The sequence below is a fragment of the Comamonas composti DSM 21721 genome, assembly GCF_000429845.1.
GTDB classification, from domain to species: Bacteria; Pseudomonadota; Gammaproteobacteria; order Burkholderiales; family Burkholderiaceae_C; genus Comamonas; species Comamonas composti.
This window is the reverse complement of sequence record NZ_AUCQ01000002.1, coordinates 216765-232228: the sequence shown is the minus strand read 5'-3', so window position 1 is coordinate 232228 and position 15464 is coordinate 216765. Positions and strand designations below refer to the sequence as shown.

The window sequence follows — 15464 nt, the reverse complement described above, 5'->3', positions numbered from 1 at the left end:
TAGGATTCGCAGACGAGGAACCCCCATAGACGGATCTTTCAGGACCCCGCTCTCCACCAGTTCCCATGTCTATGCTGCGACACTTTCATCAAGTTGGCGCATGGTTGATGGGCTTGTGCATTGCGTTCTTTTCCGGCCCTGCTGCAGGGGCCAGCTACACCGTCTACACCAATAGCAGCAACAACAGCATCTACGCCCAGAACGGTACCGAAAAAGGGGCTTCCATCTCCAGCCAGGCCTCCAACGGGAAGGCCACGATCGTGGGCTACAGCGTCTTCTATACGCCGACCACCGGATATACAGGCACGGACAAGTTCGTCTATGTGATCAGCACCCCGAGGCTGGGCACCAGCCTGCTGAATGCCACCTCGTACACGGCCAACATCACGGTCACGCTGCCGCCGCCGCCCACGGCGGCCGCCGTCAACGCCACGGTGGCTGCCAACAGCAATGCGAATGCCATTGCGCTGGGTACATCGGGCATCGTCACCAGCGTGGCGGTGGCCAGCCCGGCGGCCTCTGGAACGGCTACGGCCAGCGGTACGGCGATCACCTATACGCCCGCAGCGGGCTTTTCGGGCACGGATGCGTTCACCTATACCGCGAGCAATGTGGGCGGCAGCTCCTCGGCGGCCACGGCCACGATCACGGTCACGCCGCCCACGCTGGGCATCACGCCGGCCAGCCTGCCCGCAGGCACCCAGGGCACGGCCTATGAGCAGGCCCTGGGCGCCAGCCTGGGCACAGCGCCTTATTCCTATGCCATCAGCGCCGGGAGCCTGCCTGCGGGGCTGGCGCTGGGCAGCACCGGCAACCTGAGCGGAACGCCCACGGCCAGCGGAGATTTCAGCTTCACGGTGCAGGCCAGCGATGCCTATGGGGCCACGGGCACCCAGAGCTATGTGCTGCAGATCGCCCCCATGGCGCTGCCTGTGGCCAATCCTGCAAGCATGAGTGTGGCGGCCAACAGCAGTGCAAATCCGGTGCCGCTGAATCTGGCGGGGGGAGCGGCCAGCAGCGTGGCCGTGGCCCAGCAGGCCGCGCAGGGCACGGCCACGGCCAGCGGTACGGCCATCGTCTACACGCCTGCCCCGGGTTTTTCGGGCACGGACAGCTTCAGCTATACGGCCAGCAATGCGGGCGGAACCTCCAGCCCGGCCACGGTGACGGTCACGGTGACTGCGGCGGTGCTGGACATCGAGCCTGCGAGCCTGCCATCGGCCATGGTGGGCGCGGCCTATGCGCAGACCCTGGCGGCCAGCCTAGGAGGCGCGCCCTACAGCTATTCCATCCTCTCCGGCAGCCTGCCCGACGGGCTGAGCCTGAGCAGCTCCGGCAGCATCAGCGGCACGCCCACGGCCAGCGGCTCGTTCAGCTTCACGGTGCAGGCCAGGGACGTTTATGGCGCTGCAGGCGCCCAGCCCTATGCGCTGCTGGTCGCGGTGCAAATGCCCGTGGCCGGCAATGTGTGGGCCACGGTGGCTGCCAACAGCGCGGCGAATGCCATGGACCTGAGCATTGCCGGCCCCGTCAGCAGCGTGGCCGTGGCCAGCCAGCCCGCGCATGGCACGGCCACGGCCAGCGGCAGCGGCATCAGCTACACGCCCACAGCCGGCTATTCGGGAGCGGATGCGTTCACCTATACCGCGAGCAATGCCAGCGGCAGCTCCAGCCCGGCCACGGTGGCGGTCACGGTCTCGGCTCCTGTGCTGGCGCTGGCGCCTGCGAGCCTGCCTGCGGGCATGGTGGGCGCGGCCTACAGCCAGAGCCTGGCGGCCAGCCTGGGAACGCCTGCCTACAGCTATGTGATCAGCCAGGGGAGCTTGGCTTCGGGGCTGGTGCTGGATGCATCCACCGGGCAGATCACGGGCACGCCCTCGGGCAGTGGCTCTTTCGGCTTCACGGTGCAGGCCACCGACCGCTATGGCGCAACCGGCACGCAAGGCTATGCGCTGCAGATCGCGGCCATCCCCGTGCCCGTGACCAATGCTTCAGGCCTCACGGTGGCGGCCAACAGCAGCCCGAGTCCGGTGGCGCTGGACATCAGCGGCGGTGCGGCCACCAGCGTGTCCGTGGTTGCGCAGGCCGCGCATGGCACGGCCACGGTCAGCGGGGTAGGCATCAGCTACATGCCTGCCGCCGGCTTTTCGGGCAGCGACAGCTTCAGCTATGCGGCCTCGAATGCGGGCGGCACCTCGAACATCTCCACGGTCACGGTGATCGTGCAGGCGCCCAACCTGGTGTTGGCTGCGAGCAGCCTGCCGGCCGGGGTGCAGGGCACGGCCTACAGTCAGACGCTGGCGGCCACGCAGGGGACGGCGCCCTATGCCTATGCGATCAGCGCCGGCAGCCTGCCCGCCGGCATCAGCCTGGGCAGCGACGGCAGTCTTGGCGGCACGCCCACGGCCAGCGGCTCGTTCAGCTTCACGGTGCAGGTCACGGACAGCTACGGTGCCACGGGCTCGCAGACCTATGTCCTGAGCATTACCGTGCCCGTGCCTGTGGCGAATGCCGTCTCGGCCACGGTGGCCGCCAACAGTGCGGCCAGCGCCATCGTGCTCAACATCACCCGAGCCACGGCCAGCAGTGTGGCCGTGGTCGGCCAGGCAGCCCATGGCCTGGCCACGGCCAGCGGCAGCAGCATCAGCTACACGCCTGCGGCAGGCTATTCGGGCGCGGACAGCTTCACCTATGCGGCGAGCAATGCCAGCGGCAGCTCCAGCCCGGCCACGGTGACGATTACGGTCACCGAGCCCCTGCTGGGCATTGCGCCGGCCAGCCTGTCCCCGGGCATGGCGGGCACGCCCTATACGCAAAGCCTTGTGGCCAGCCTGGGAACGGCGCCCTATACCTATGCCCTGAGCGCGGGAAGCCTGCCCGGCGGGCTGAGCCTGAGCAGCGCGGGCGTGCTGGGCGGCACGCCCTCGGCAGGCGGCTCCTTCGGCTTTACGGTGCAGGCCACGGACAGTCTGGGCGCAACCGGCTCCCAGGCCTATACGCTGGCGATTGCCGTGCCACTGCCCGTGGCCCATGCGGTGACGGCCAGCGTGGCGGCCAACAGCACAGGCAATGCGATTGCGCTGGACATGACAGGCACGGTCAACAGCGTGGCCGTGCTCAGCCAGGCCGCGCATGGCACGGCCACGGCCAGCGGCAGCACCATCAGCTATACGCCCATGGCCGGCTATTCGGGCAGCGACAGCTTTACCTATGGCGCGACCAATGCCAGCGGCATGTCCAGCCCGGCTGCGGTGGCGCTGACGGTGACGGCGCCCACCCTGGCCCTGTCGCCGGCCAGTCTTGCGGCAGGCATGGTCGGTACGGCCTACAGCCAGACCCTGGCCGCGAGTCTGGGCACGCCGCCCTATGGCTATGCCATCAGTGCCGGAGCCCTGCCGCCGGGACTGACGTTCGGCGCGGCAACGGGGCAGATCTCGGGCGCGCCCTCGGGCAGCGGGATGTTCAGCTTCACGGTCCAGGCCAGCGACAGCTACGGCGCCACCGGGCTTCAGGCCTATCAGCTGTCCGTGGCCGTGCCCGCGCCCGTGGCGAATCCCGTATCGGCCACGGTGGCGGCCAACAGCAGCGCCAATCCCATTGCGCTCAACATCACCCGAGCCGCTGCGAGCAGCGTGGCCGTGGCCAGCCAGGCCGCGCATGGCACGGCCACGGCCAGCGGCAGCAGCATCAGCTACACGCCTGTTGCAGGCTATTCGGGCCAGGACAGCTTTGCCTACACGGCCAGCAATGCGAGCGGCACCTCGGCGGCCGCCGTGGTGACGGTCGTCGTCACCACCTCCACCCTGGCGATTGCGCCGGCCAGCCTGGTTCCGGGCATGGTGGGCACGGCCTACGCACAGAGCCTGACGGCCAGCCTGGGCACGGCGCCCTATGGCTATGTGCTGGATGCGGGCAGCCTGCCGGCGGGCCTGGTGCTGGATGCGGCGGGCGGCATCAGCGGCACGCCCACGGCCAGCGGCGTCTTCGGCTTTTCGGTACAGGCGAGCGACAGCTATGGCGCCACCGGGACGCGCTCCTATACGCTGGCCATTGCGGTGCAGCTGCCCGTGGCAACAGCGAGCCTGGACCAGGTCGACGCGAACAGCACGGGCAATCCGATCGCGCTGAGCACCACGGGCTCGGTCACCGGTGTGGCCGTGACCAGCCAGGCCACACACGGAACGGCCACGGCCAGCGGCTCCAGCATCAGCTACACGCCTGCCCCAGGCTACTCGGGCCAGGACAGCTTTGCCTATAGCGCGAGCAATGCGAGCGGCAGCTCCAGCCCGGCCACGGTGAGCGTGACCGTCAAGGCTCCCGCGTTGGTCCTCGCGCCGGCGAGCCTGGCTGCGGCGACCGTGGGCCTGGCCTACAGCCAGGCCTTGACGGCCAGTCAGGGCATGGCGCCTTATGGCTATGCGATCAGTGCGGGTGCCCTGCCTGCAGGTCTGGCGCTGGGCACCGGCACCGGGCAGATCACGGGCACGGCCACGGCCAGCGGTCTCTTCAGCTTCACGGTGCAGGTCACGGACAGCAACGGTGCCACAGGCACGCAGGTCTATACGCTGACCGTATCCGTGCCGGCCCCCGTGGCGAATGCTGTCTCGGCCACGGTGGCGGCCAACAGCGCAGGCAATGCCATTGCGCTGAACATCACCAGAGGGGCTGCGAGCAGCGTGGCCGTGATTGAGCAGGCCGCGCATGGCACGGCCACGGCCGTCGGCAGCGGCATCAGCTATACGCCTGCGCCAGGTTATTCGGGCACGGACAGCTTCACCTATGCGGCCAGCAATGCGGGCGGCAGCTCCAGCCCGGCCACGGTCACGATCACGGTGAGCGAACCCATTCTGAGCATTGCGCCCGCGGGCCTGCCCGCAGGCGTGGTGGGCACGGCCTATGCCCAAAGCCTGGGGGCGAGCCTGGGAACCGCTCCCTATGCCTATGCCCTGAGTTCGGGCAGCCTGCCCCCAGGCCTGAGCCTGGGCACGGGCGGCAGCATCAGCGGAACCCCCGCGGCAGGGGGCTCGTTCAGCTTTGCGGTGCAGGTCTCGGATGCGCACCAGGCCACGGGCCTGCAGTCCTATACGCTGGCCATTGCGGTGCAGCCGCCCAGCGCCGGCAATGCAGCGGCCACGGTGGCGGCCAACAGCCAGGCCAACGGCATCGGTCTGAGCCTGGGCGGGGGGGCGGCGAGCAGCGTGGCGGTGAGCAGCCCTCCCGCGCATGGCACGGCCACGGCCAGCGGCACGGCCATCAGCTACACGCCTGCGGCAGGCTATTCGGGCACGGACAGCTTCGGCTATACCGCAACCAATGCCAGCGGCACCTCGGCTGCGGCCACCGTGGCGCTGACCGTCACCGCCCCCGTGCTGCTCATCTCTCCCGCCACTCTGCCCCAGGGCATGGCCGCCACGGCCTACAGCCAGGGCCTGAGCGCGAGCCAGGGCACACCTCCCTATGCCTATGCGATCAGCGCGGGAAGCCTGCCGGCGGGCCTGACGTTCAACGCGACCACCGCGCAGATCATGGGCACGCCGTTGGCGACGGGCCTCTCCAGCTTCACGGTACAGGCCAGTGACCGCTATGGCGCGACCGGCTCGCAGGACTATGCGCTGCAGGTCGCGGCGATTCCGCCCCCCGTGGCAGGCCTGACCATCCTGCAGGTCGCGGCCAACAGTGCGGACAATCCGGTGGCGCTGAACGTCAGCGCAGGCGTGGTGAGCAGCGTGGCCCTGGTGACCCAGGCCGCGCATGGCACGGTCACGGTCAGCGGCACCAGCATCCGTTATACGCCGCTGAGCGGCTACTCGGGCCAGGATGTGTTCAGCTATACGGTCTCGAATGCGGGCGGGGTCTCGGCGATTGCCACGGTGACCATCCAGGTCGCGGCATCCGTGCTGGGCATTGCGCCGGCCAGCCTCGCGGCGGCGACCGTGGGCCGGGCCTACAGCCAGGGTCTGGTTGCGAGCCAGGGCACGCCGCCCTACGTCTACACCATGGGTGCGGGCAGCCTGCCCCCGGGGCTGAGCCTGGGCAGCGACGGCAGCCTTAGCGGCACGCCCACGGCCAGCGGCAGCTTCAGCTTCACGCTACAGGTGGCCGACAGCCTGGGCGCCATGGGCAGCCAGGCCTATACGCTGAGCAGCGTCCTGCCGGCGCCCGTGGCCAACGATGTCTCGGCCACGGTGCAGGCCAACAGCAGCGCGAATGCGGTGGCGCTGAACATCACCCGGGCCACGGCCGACAGCGTGACCCTGGTGAGCCAGGCCGCGCATGGCACGGCCACGGCCAGCGGCGCGGGCATTCGCTATACGCCCGCAGCCGGTTATTCGGGCGCGGATGCGTTTACCTATGCGGCCACCAATGCCGCAGGCACATCGGCGGCGGCCACGGTGACGCTCATGGTCTTGCCGCCCACCCTGTCGATTGCGCCTGCAAGCCTGCCTGCAGGCGATGGCGGGGCCTATGGCCAGACCCTGAGCGCCAGCCTGGGCACTGGGCCCTATGTGTATTCGATCATCTCGGGCAGCCTGCCTGCGGGACTGGTGCTCGGCGCCTCGGGCAGCATCGGCGGGACACCGCAACTGAGCGGCGTCTTCAGCTTCACGGTCCAGGCCCTGGACATTTACGGCGCTGTGGGCAGCCGCTCCTATGCGCTGACGGTCGAGCCTCAGCTCTATGAGCAGCCGGTGGTGGTCGATGCACCGCAGGCCCATGCCGTGAGCGCCAGCGTGGCTGCCAACAGCCAGGCCAATCTGATCGCCCTGAAAATCACGGGCGGCGCCGCCAGCAGCGTGGCCGTGGCCAGCCAGGCCGCCCATGGCCTGGCCGTGGCCAGCGGCACCACGCTCACCTATACGCCTGCGGCCGGTTTTTCGGGCACGGACACGTTTGCCTATACGGCTGCCAATGCCGCAGGCGTGTCGGCCGCTGCCCTGGTCACGGTCAGCGTGGCTGCGCCCGTGCTGGCCGCCGTGCCGGCTGCGGGCCGTCTGCCGGATGCGGCCGAAGGCCTGGCCTACGCCCAGACGCTGGTGGTCAGCGGCGGAGCCGCCCCCTATGTCTTTGCCTTGAGCAGCGGCGCCCTGCCTGAGGGCTTGAGCCTGTCGGCCAGCGGGCGCCTGCAGGGAACGCCCCAGGCCCAGAGCGCCGGCAGCTTTGCCTTCGGCATTGCGGTGCAGGATGTCTGGGGTGCGGGCCTGGTGCTCAACTACACGCTGACCGTGACCCAGGCTGCGCCCGTGGCCCCGAACTTTACGCAGGCGCTGGCGGCCAACGGCAGCCTGGAGCTGGATGTGACGGCTGGCGCTACGGGCAGTCCGTTCACGGGGGGCAGCGTGCTGTCCGTCAGCCCTGCGGATGCCGGCGAGGCCCGCATGCAGCAGGCATCCCCGTCTACGGGCGCGCAGCCCGCCTTCCTGCTGAGCTTTACCAGCGGGCGGGCCTTCAGCGGCACGGCCGTGATCGCCTATACCTTGAGCAATGCCTCGGGGACTTCGGCCCCCGGACAAGTCCTGGTACAGGTGGCCCCGCGCGCCGACCCGAGCACGGATGCCGAGGTGACGGGCCTGATCGCCGCGCAGATCAATAGCGCGCACCGCTTTGCCTCGACCCAGATCTCGATTTTTTCCCAGCGCCTGGAAAGCCTGCATGCCGATGGCTGGGGGCGTTCGAACTTCGGCCTGAGGTTGAATGCGGGCAGCGAGCCCGGGCCTGCAGACCGCGTGCTCGGGCGCTGGCCTCTGGATGGCATGCGCGAGACCAGCCTCAGGGCCGGCACGGGCAAGGGTGCTGCCGGCAGCGCCCAGCCGCCGCGCGCAGACCTGCCGGATTTGCCGGGCGGCGAGCCGGGCGCGGGTGCTGCGCGGCAGGCGCTGGCGTTCTGGGTGGGCGGAGCCATCGACTACGGGCGCGAAGCGGTGCGCGGTGTGGAGACGCAATACCGCTTCACGACCAGCGGCATCAGTGCGGGCGCCGACTGGCGCGTGAACGAACTGGCAAGCCTGGGCCTGGGCCTGGGCCTGGGCCGGGACAGCACCCTGGTCGGCGTGAACGGCAGCAAGAGCACGGCAGACAGCGTGACCGCCATGCTTTACGCAAGCCTGCGTCCGTATCAGCGCGTGTTCGTGGACGGGGTGCTCGGCTATGGCCGCCTGGACTTCGACGCCATGCGCCATCTCTCGAACACGGCCGACCTGGCCAGGGGCTCGCGCCAGGGCCGTCTGGCGCTGGGCGCCATTGTTGCGGGCATGGAGTGGCGGCAGCCGTCCTGGATGTGGTCGCCCTATCTGCGCCTTGAGGTGGTGCGGGTCACGCTGGACGCGTACAGCGAGTCGGCGCCCGCGCTCCAGGCCCTGAGCTATTACGCGCAGCAGTCCAGCGCCCGCAATGGCGTTCTGGGCCTGCGCGGCGAGGGCGCTTATGCGCTGGCCTGGGGCAGGCTCATGCCCCAGGTTCGCGTCGAATACACCCATGCAGGACAGCGTGACGAGCAGGCCCGCCTCGCCTATGCCGATCTTGCCGACCTCGGGCCTGCCTATGCGCTGGACTCGGGCCGCGTGCACACGGGCCGCTGGACCCTGGGGCTGGGTGCGCGCCTGCAGACCCGCAGCGGCGTGGAGCTGTTCCTGGAGCTGAGCTTCAACCGCGCGCCGGGCAGCCACAGCCGCAGTCTGTCCCTGGGGCTGCGCGCGCCCTTTTGAATTGATAGCTGGATGCGCTTTCCAGGTAAGAGTTTCAGCCTGGAAAGCGTCATTTTCCTTGACGTGGCGTGCGGTACGCGCTTCAGTTTTTGAAGCTGCGCGTGCTGTACCAGTCCAGGTCCAGGCGCGAGAGCCGGGGCAGGCCGGTGGCCGCGTCCAGGGGCTGGCGCTCTATGTAGTTGAGGAACACATCGGCATCGAGCACGCCGATATCCATGCGGCGTGCATCGGGCACGGCGGCCAGGGTCTTGTAGCCGTCGCCGCCCGTGGCGTTGAAGCTCAGCACGAAGAGCTTGTAGCTGCGCGCCGGATCCAGCGGCAGCCACTGCTTGGCGGCCTGGTCATAGACTTCCACGCCCGAGACGCGCTGGCCGGCCGCTGCCGCCGCGTTCACGTCGAAGCGCAGTCCGCCCGTATAAGGATAGGGGCCGGTGGTGCCCGAGGGGCCGAACACGGCCTGCAGCCCGTCTTCGAGCATGCTCTTGACCTCCTGGCCCGTGATGTCCAGGCGGAACAGCTTGTTGCCGAACGGCAGGACCTGGATTACCTGGGCGGCCGTGGTCTGGCCCAGCAGCGGGATGCGCACGCCGCCGCCGCTTTGCAGCGAGATGTCGGCGCCGCCGTAGTGCAGATTGGCTTCTTCCAGATAGGCCTGGGCCACGAGCTGCTGGATGTCGCCGCCGCGCACATCCACGCTGGCCTCGGCATTGCAGGCCGCGCTGGACTGGCCGTAGTTGATCGAGCCCGGCCCGCCGGGCACGCGGCGCGAGCACAGCTCCTGCGGCACCATGGCGACCTGGGTGAGGCCGAAGGCGGCCACCTTGTCCTTGAAGGGCGAGAGCACGGACTCGGCCCTGGCCGAGGGCTGGGTGATGCGCAAAAAGCCCGTGGCAGCGGCACTGCTTGTGAGCGCGGCCTGCTGGGCCTCGGTGGCCGGCTTGCCGCCCATGCTGAAGCTGTCGCCTATCAGCACATGGGGCGTGCCCGTGCATTCGGTGACCTTGCCCTGGGCGTCGAACTTGACCTTGAGCTCGCCCACGATCTGCGCGTACTCCCAGGCCTGGACCACGCACACCGGGCTGCCATCCTTGTCCGTGAGGCGCGTGGGATAGCTGCCCACGGGCGTGCCCACGCCCGTGGTCTGGAGTGTGTCGGGGCCCAGCAGGCTATGCGAATCGCCGCCCACGATCACGTCCACGCCGCTGAGCTTGGCCGCGATCTGGCGGTCGTACTCATAGCCCACATGGCTCATGACGATGATCTTGTTGATGCCCTGGGCGCGCAGCGCATCGATCTCGCGCTGGGCCGCCGTGGTCTCGTCCTCGAACGTGGTGTCGGCATCGGGGCTGGAGCTGTTCTTGGTCTTGCTCGCGATCGTGAGACCGATGAGGCCGATCTTCTGGCCGCCGCGCTCCAGCACCGTGGACGCCTTCACATAGCCGGGAGCCTTGGCGGGGTTGAGCGCCGAGCTGGCGCCGAACTTCACGTTGGCGCTGAGCACGGGGGTCTTGCAACTGCCCTGGTGCAGGCGGTCTATGAAGGACTTGAGACCGGCATCGCCCTTGTCGAACTCGTGGTTGCCCAGCGTGAAGGCATCGAAGCACACGGTGTTCATGAGCGCGGCATCGGCTTCGCCATCGGCGCCCGCGCGGTTGAAGTACAGCGTGCCCGTGAGCGCATCGCCTGCATGCAGCTTGAGCACGTTGGGCGACCGGGCCGCGAGCTCCTCCATGGCCTGGGTCACGCGCGCAAAGCCGGCGGCGTCCACGCTCACGGCCTCGGGCTGGCCGCTGCCCGCATCGAGCGTCAGGGTCTTGGCCTTGGACTCCAGCGTGGAGTGGTGGTCGTTGATGTGCAAAATGCTGAGCTCCAGCGCCTGGGGCGTGGGCGGCGGCACGAGGCTGTCGTCGTCACCACTCCCGCCGCAGCCGGCGAGCAGGGCAGCCAGGGCAAGAGCCGTGAGCGGGAGGACAAGGGGCTTAGGTCGAGGAAAAGGGCCGGGTCCGCAGGCAGGCATGGGCAAGATTCTTTCTGTTCAAGGGGAACGGCCGGGATCTTGGTGGGCTTGTATGACATGTGAATGAAACCCTGGCTTGACCTTGACACCATGGCAATCTTTACAGTGCAGGCATTCGTGATGAGGAATCGGCAATGAGTGCATCCAATCCATCGTCCATGGCTGTGGACCTGTCCGTGCAAGGCATGACCTGCGCTTCCTGCGTGGGGCGTGTGGAGCGTGTCCTGAAAAAGCTGCCCGGTGTGCAGGAGGCCCAGGTCAACCTGGCCACCGAAAAGGCCAGCATCCGCTTTGAAGGCGTGCCCGATATTCCCGCGGCCATCGCCGCCATTGAGAAGGCCGGCTACGAAGTGCCGCAAACCCGGGTGGAGCTGGTGGTGCAGGGCATGACCTGTGCTTCCTGCGTGGGCCGGGTGGAGCGGGCACTCAAAAAAGTGGCGGGCGTGCAGTCGGCCAGCGTCAACCTGGCCACCGAGCGTGCTTTGGTGGTGCTCACAGGCCAGGCGCAGGATCAGCTACCGCACCTAGTGGCCGCCGTGGAGAAAGCCGGCTATGAAGCCAGGCAGGTGGATGCCGGTGCCTCCCAGGCCCAGGGCTTCGAGCAGGACGCCATGGCCGAACGCCAGGCCCAGGAGCGCGAGGCACTCCAGCGCTCCCTCATCGTGGCCACGGTGTTTGCCCTGCCGGTGTTTGTGCTGGAAATGGGCGGCCATATGGTGCCGGCTTTCCACCATTGGGTGGGCCAGACCATGGGCACGCAAAACAGCTGGTATCTGCAATGTGTGCTGGCCGCCATCGTGCTGTTTGGCCCGGGGCTGCGCTTTTTCCAAAAAGGCATTCCGGCCCTGCTGCGCGGCGCGCCCGATATGAATTCGCTGGTAGCGGTGGGCACCTCGGCGGCCTTCACCTATTCGCTGGTAGCCACCTTTGTGCCTCAGCTGCTGCCTGCCGGCACCGTGAACGTGTACTACGAGGCGGCGGCCGTCATCGTGGCCTTGATTTTGCTGGGCCGCTTCATGGAGGCCCGTGCCAAGGGCAATACCTCGGAAGCCATACGCCGCCTGGTGCAGCTGCAGGCCAAGACGGCGCGCGTGCGCCGGGGCGCTGAACTGGTCGAGGTGGATATTGCCGCTGTGCGCAGCGGTGAGCTGATCGAGGTGCGGCCCGGCGAGCGTATTCCCGTTGATGGCGAGGTGGTCGAAGGCCGCAGCTTTGTCGATGAGTCCATGATCAGCGGCGAGCCCGTGCCCGTGGAAAAAACCGAGGGCAGCGAGCTGGTCGGCGGCACGGTGAACCAGAACGGCGCCCTGGTGTTCCGCGCCACCAAGGTGGGCGGCGACACGCTGCTGGCACAAATCATTCGCATGGTGGAGCAGGCACAGGGCAGCAAGCTGCCCATACAGGCCCTGGTGGACAAGATCACCATGTGGTTTGTGCCGGCCGTGATGACGGTGGCGGCCCTCACCTTTGGCATCTGGCTATTCTTTGGCCCGGACCCCGCTTTAAGCTTTGCCCTGGTGAATGCCGTGGCCGTTCTCATCATTGCCTGCCCCTGCGCCATGGGCCTGGCCACGCCCACCTCCATCATGGTGGGCACGGGCCGCGCCGCGCAAATGGGGGTGCTGCTGCGCAAGGGTGAGGCCTTGCAGCAGCTCAAGGATGCCCAGGTGGTGGCCGTGGACAAGACCGGCACCCTGACCCTGGGCCGACCCGAGCTCACCGACCTGGTGCTGGCCTCCGGCTTCGAGGGCGAGCGTGCCCGCGTGCTGACGCTGGTGGCTGCGGTGGAGGCCTTGTCCGAGCACCCGATTGCCCGCGCCATTGTCGATGCCGCCAAGGCCGAAGGCCTGAGCCAGGCCCAGGTGGGGCATTTCGAGTCTGTCACCGGCTTTGGCGTGCGCGCCGAGGTCGACGGGGTCAAGGTGGAAATCGGTGCCGACCGTTTTATGCGTGAGCTGGGCCTTTCCGTGGAAGGGCTGGCGGCGGAAGCCGCACGCCTGGGCAATGAGGGCAAGACGCCGTTGTTTGCCGCCCTGGACGGCCGCCTGGCCGCCATGATTGCCGTGGCCGACCCCATCAAAGAAAGCACACCGGCCGCCATCCAGGCCCTGCATGCCCTGGGCCTGAAGGTGGCCATGATCACTGGCGACAACCAGCACACGGCCCAGGCCATTGCGCGCCAGCTGGGCATTGACGAAGTGGTGGCCGAGGTACTGCCCGGCGGCAAGGTGGATGCGGTCCAGCGCCTGAAAGCACAGTACGGCGTGCTGGCCTATGTGGGCGACGGCATCAACGACGCCCCGGCCCTGGCCGAAGCCGATGTGGGCCTGGCCATTGGCACGGGCACGGACATCGCCATCGAGGCCGCCGATGTGGTGCTGATGTCGGGCGACCTGGGGGGCGTGCCCAATGCGATTGCCCTGTCCAAGGCCACCATGGCGAATATCGGGCAGAACCTGTTCTGGGCCTTTGCCTACAACGTGGCGCTGATCCCCGTGGCCGCAGGCCTGCTCTACCCTGTCAACGGCATGCTGCTGTCGCCGGTGTTTGCAGCCGGTGCCATGGCGCTGTCCAGCGTGTTTGTGCTGTCCAACGCGCTGCGGCTCAAGCGTTTTGTGCCGCCGTTGGAGGCGGGTAAAAACTCCTGAATCAGGAGCTGCTAGCGCTGGATGTATGTGGATTTCAGAGTAAAAACTCTATGAGATCCATGTCTATCAAGCGGTTGCAGCTCCTCTTTTTCAGTGCGGCAGCTGTGGCACGTCGACGAAGTCATCCAGACTCAGGCCCTTCTCCTTGAGCAGGGCTTCGAGAACGGGCTGCAAGCGGCCCAGGCTGGCTTGCACGGTCTCGCGCACCGTGTCCACCACCACCTGGGTGCTGCGGTCGATCTCGATGTTCACCAGATCGCCCACCTGCTTGTCTTCGAACACCGTCATGCGCCGGGTTTCGGGGATGAGCCAGACCTCGAACCAGCCGGCCTGGCGGTCCACTTCCGAGACCGTGAGGCTGGCGCCGTTGATGGCGATATAGCCCTTGGCAAACACGTAGTGGCGAAAGCCTTCCGGGATGCCGAAGCGGATTTTGTAGTTGGTCTCCGTGGCCATGATGTCGAGTACCGGCGCGGTGAAGTCCACATGGCCGGACAGCGGATGGCCGCCAATCTCGGCGCCGTCCTTGGCGGCCCGCTCCACATTCATGCGGCCGCCGACCTGGTAGCTCCCCAGAGTGGTGATGTTGAGGCTTTGCAGCATCACATCAAAGCTGGCCTGGGTGGGCGAGAGCAGCTCGGTCACCGTCAGGCAGACGCCATCATGCGAGACGCTGGCGCCAATCGCCAGCTCGTCGCAAAAGCCTGCGGGGAATTCCATGGTGAAGGTGCGCAGACCGTCCTGGTCGCGCAGCGCGGCAATGCTTGCCACGGCCTGGATGATGCCGGTGAACACGTAGAGCTTTCCTCTGCCAATATTTGTCGAAACGCACTATTGTGCCTTGCAGCGCATGAGGCGGGAGCTGCGCAATGGACAGAGGCCTGAGGTGCGTCAGGGGGCGGACCAGAACCCGCTGATCAAGCCCTCGGGCCTGGTTCTGGCGCGTACCCAGGCACAATCTTCCCAGGCCTGCATCTGCACATTCATGCCGGCATAAATGCCATAGCCTTCGCCGGCCACGATGTCCCCTTCGGCCTGCAGGGTCTCGCCCGCGCGTATGCTGCAGGCCGCCTGGATATCGCCCATGGACTTGATGCCCCAGCCCGCCTGTATGTGATTGCCGCCGTGGATATGGTCATTCGCGGCCAGGCCATGGCCTACGTCGAGCAGGCCTTGCACGCTGATGCGCTCGCCCGCGCGCAGGCTCTTGCCGCAGCGCAGGCTGCCCTGGATCTCGACCTCGCGGCCGATCTGGGCACTGTCCTTGATGCCCACATCGCCCTGGCAGCGCAGCTCCCAGCCCGTACGCATCTCCTGGGCCTGTATGTCGCCCTGGGCCTCGACGCTCCAGGCGGCCTTGATGCTGCCGCCGGCCTGCAGCAACTCCTCGCAGAAGATGGCACCGCCGCTTTGGATGTCCTCGCCGACCTCGATACGGCCTGCGCGTATGCCGCCGCCCGTCTGCAGGCTGCGCCCCACGAGCAACTGGCCGGCCACACGCACATCGCCATGCACGATGAGCGTGCCCGCAAACACCAGGTTGTCGGCCTCCAGGTGATCGAGCTCCAGCACGGAATGCGTGGAGCCGAAGTTCTGCAGCAGCCAGCGCGCATCCTCCACGCGGCCCGCCGCGACCTGGGTGTCCATGGCGTTCTGGTAGTCGCCGCCGCCGAGCTTGTTGCGCACAAACCAGCGGTAACCCATGGCGCAGGGGTTTTTGCCGCGCAAAAAATTCTGTGTGAGTTCCATTTCCATGACCCGATCTCCGCGATGCCGGTTGCCGAAAGCAGGCTGCAGGCAGGGCCGGGGTCGGTTGCCACGTCGCACGTGGTCAGGCCTTGGGGCCAGCGCTGAGCTGCTGTGTGCTTGAAGGCCGTACGGGGGAGGGCTGTTGCCTTATGCCGCCCGCACGGCGGCGGAAAGCATGGCCGTGACGCCACTGAGGCTGACGAAGACGGTAGGCACCCCATGGCGCAGCGTGCGCTGCATGCGCACCGCCCGGCCACAGGCTTGCGGCACGGCAAAGGCGGTGCGGCGCAGACTGAAGGGAAGGACGGGGCGTTGCATGGACATGGATGGGATTTGCAGGCCGCAATT

At 67.8% G+C, this 15464-nt stretch carries 6 protein-coding genes; 2 read left to right on the top strand and 4 right to left on the bottom strand.

Features of this window, described 5'->3' with window-relative positions:
• Positions 1 to 65: 65 nt before the first annotated feature.
• The gene (locus G486_RS23075) at positions 66 to 8702 is read left to right on the top strand and encodes an Ig-like domain-containing protein (protein WP_156919861.1); all 8637 of its coding nucleotides are present in this window, start codon (positions 66 to 68) and stop codon (positions 8700 to 8702) included.
• An 82-nt stretch (positions 8703 to 8784) separates the two neighbouring features.
• Here the strand turns inward: G486_RS23075 and G486_RS21375 are convergent, their stop codons facing one another.
• The gene (locus G486_RS21375) at positions 8785 to 10719 is read right to left on the bottom strand and encodes a bifunctional metallophosphatase/5'-nucleotidase (RefSeq protein WP_051303047.1); all 1935 of its coding nucleotides are present in this window, start codon (positions 10717 to 10719) and stop codon (positions 8785 to 8787) included.
• 134 nt (positions 10720 to 10853) lie between these two features.
• On the opposite strand from G486_RS21375, the gene G486_RS0102745 reads away from it, so the two are divergent.
• Positions 10854 to 13367, top strand: coding sequence for a heavy metal translocating P-type ATPase (locus G486_RS0102745; RefSeq protein WP_027014153.1), 2514 nt, complete (start codon positions 10854 to 10856; stop codon positions 13365 to 13367).
• A gap of 90 nt (positions 13368 to 13457) precedes the next feature.
• Here the strand turns inward: G486_RS0102745 and G486_RS0102740 are convergent, their stop codons facing one another.
• The 3 genes from G486_RS0102740 to G486_RS23905 all read right to left on the bottom strand — a co-directional run bounded on the left by G486_RS0102740 (position 13458) and on the right by G486_RS23905 (position 15434).
• On the bottom strand, positions 13458 to 14162 hold the full coding sequence (locus G486_RS0102740; protein ID WP_027014152.1) for a riboflavin synthase: 705 nt from the start codon (positions 14160 to 14162) through the stop codon (positions 13458 to 13460).
• Between the two features lie 96 nt (positions 14163 to 14258).
• Positions 14259 to 15122, bottom strand: coding sequence for a hypothetical protein (locus G486_RS0102735; RefSeq protein WP_027014151.1), 864 nt, complete (start codon positions 15120 to 15122; stop codon positions 14259 to 14261).
• Between the two features lie 141 nt (positions 15123 to 15263).
• A complete protein-coding gene (locus G486_RS23905) occupies positions 15264 to 15434 on the bottom strand; it encodes a hypothetical protein (protein ID WP_211233746.1) in 171 nt (56 codons plus the stop codon).
• Positions 15435 to 15464: the final 30 nt, after the last annotated feature.

Excerpts from the sequence above, each read along its gene's own strand:
- G486_RS21375 (WP_051303047.1), bottom strand. The coding sequence starts at position 10,719 with ATGCCTGCCTGCGGACCCGGCCCTTTTCCTCGACCTAAGCCCCTTGTC.
- G486_RS23075 (WP_156919861.1), top strand. The coding sequence starts at position 66 with ATGTCTATGCTGCGACACTTTCATCAAGTTGGCGCATGGTTGATGGGC.
- G486_RS0102735 (WP_027014151.1), bottom strand. The coding sequence starts at position 15,122 with ATGGAAATGGAACTCACACAGAATTTTTTGCGCGGCAAAAACCCCTGC.
- G486_RS0102745 (WP_027014153.1), top strand. The coding sequence starts at position 10,854 with ATGAGTGCATCCAATCCATCGTCCATGGCTGTGGACCTGTCCGTGCAA.
- G486_RS23905 (WP_211233746.1), bottom strand. The coding sequence starts at position 15,434 with ATGCAACGCCCCGTCCTTCCCTTCAGTCTGCGCCGCACCGCCTTTGCC.